Source organism: Ruegeria sp. AP12 (genome assembly GCF_056540025.1).
On the sequence record NZ_JBQFVZ010000066.1, the window covers coordinates 1 to 1,328 of the forward strand.

General features: G+C 60.9%; 2 protein-coding genes. Both read right to left on the minus strand.

The genetic code is table 11. From position 1 onward, the window contains the following. Positions 1 to 721: ester cyclase (locus tag ACR0E6_RS21225; RefSeq protein ID WP_480587029.1), on the minus strand; the 721-nt coding region annotated here is incomplete at its 3' end. Further along, positions 718 to 1,328 (minus strand): substrate-binding domain-containing protein (locus ACR0E6_RS21230; protein WP_480587033.1); only part of this gene is annotated, 611 nt, incomplete at its 5' end. The genes ACR0E6_RS21225 and ACR0E6_RS21230, both read right to left, overlap by 4 nt.

Sequence of the window (1,328 nt, forward strand, 5' to 3'; positions counted from 1 at the left end):
GGAAACTCGCCCGCAGGCCCATCCAGAAACGGTCGACCGAATCCCAGCCATGTCCGGTCACGCCGCCCACATATTCCGACTGGACGGCCCGGTCATACTCGGACTCGATCGCACCCATGTCTGCATTCATGATCCGGGTCAGAATGTCGGCGTAGCGTTGGCCCCACTCGTTGTCGTTTCCACGGGCCTTGTATGGTCCCGGCTGATCGATTTTGGGGGTTAGGGGTTTGACACAGGATTCCGGGCCACCCTCGCGGGTAATCAGATCGGCGGCATAATCCTTTGGATCCCATCCCATCTGGCGGACGATGGCACCCTGATCGCGGATGAGCCATTCGTCGTTGATCTGATTGTTGATGGCGTGGCAATCGGCCAGAATCCGATAGCGCAGTTTTGTTCCCGTTGGCTTGCCGTAAACACCCTCGGCCAGATGCGTGGCCGTTGAGATGATACGGTGAGAACTCAGCATCCCTTCTTCGGGGGTACCGGACCAGATCACATCCTCGCCTAACAACTGCCGATCCGGAAATTCGGCCAGCGTCGCCATGGTCGCGCCGATGACGTTCTGGTTGCCCAGCACCACCGACCCGGGCGAGCGCACGACGATATCCTTGCTGTAATAGTCATGCAGCGTGGCGATGCCGCGATCTTCCCAGATCTCTTTGGTGATCCCGATGATGTAGTCCGGAAAATCCCGGAATTTCGGATCAAAGCCCTTCATGTCTCGGTCCTTTGTGGTTTCCACCCCTTCGGCAAACGCGCCGAGGTCCGCACGATCAGCGGCCCGTCAATAGCCACTTTGCGTGGTTCGGCCGTGGCCGGGGTGTCGATATGGTCAAGCAATGCGGTGACGGTTTCAGCCACCATCAGATTTGCGCGCTGGCGGATCGTCGTCAGGTTGTAGGCAGGCCACCCGGCGGGCGGCACGTCGTCATAGCCGATGACCGAAACATCCTCGGGCACACGCAGACCCAATTCGAAGCGGATCACGTCCATCACGGCCAAAGCCATGTGATCATTGGCCACAAATACCGCGTCGGGCCTTTTACCGGGGGCAACATCAAACATCCGGCGGGCGGCGGCCCGGGCGTTTTCGGTGTGGAAATCTCCGACATCATGGGCGAACACGTCCTGCCCGCCTTCGGCCAGGGCCGCACGGAACCCGGCCTCGCGGTCGCGCTGGGTTGAGGCGCCCTGCCAACCCGCGATATAGGCGATACGCTTATGCCCAGCGGCCAACAGAATCTCGGCCACTTTGCGGCCCCCCGCATAGTTGGCCGAGGCCACCGTGGTGACCCCGGCCAGATCCTGCGTGCGGCTGAACAACA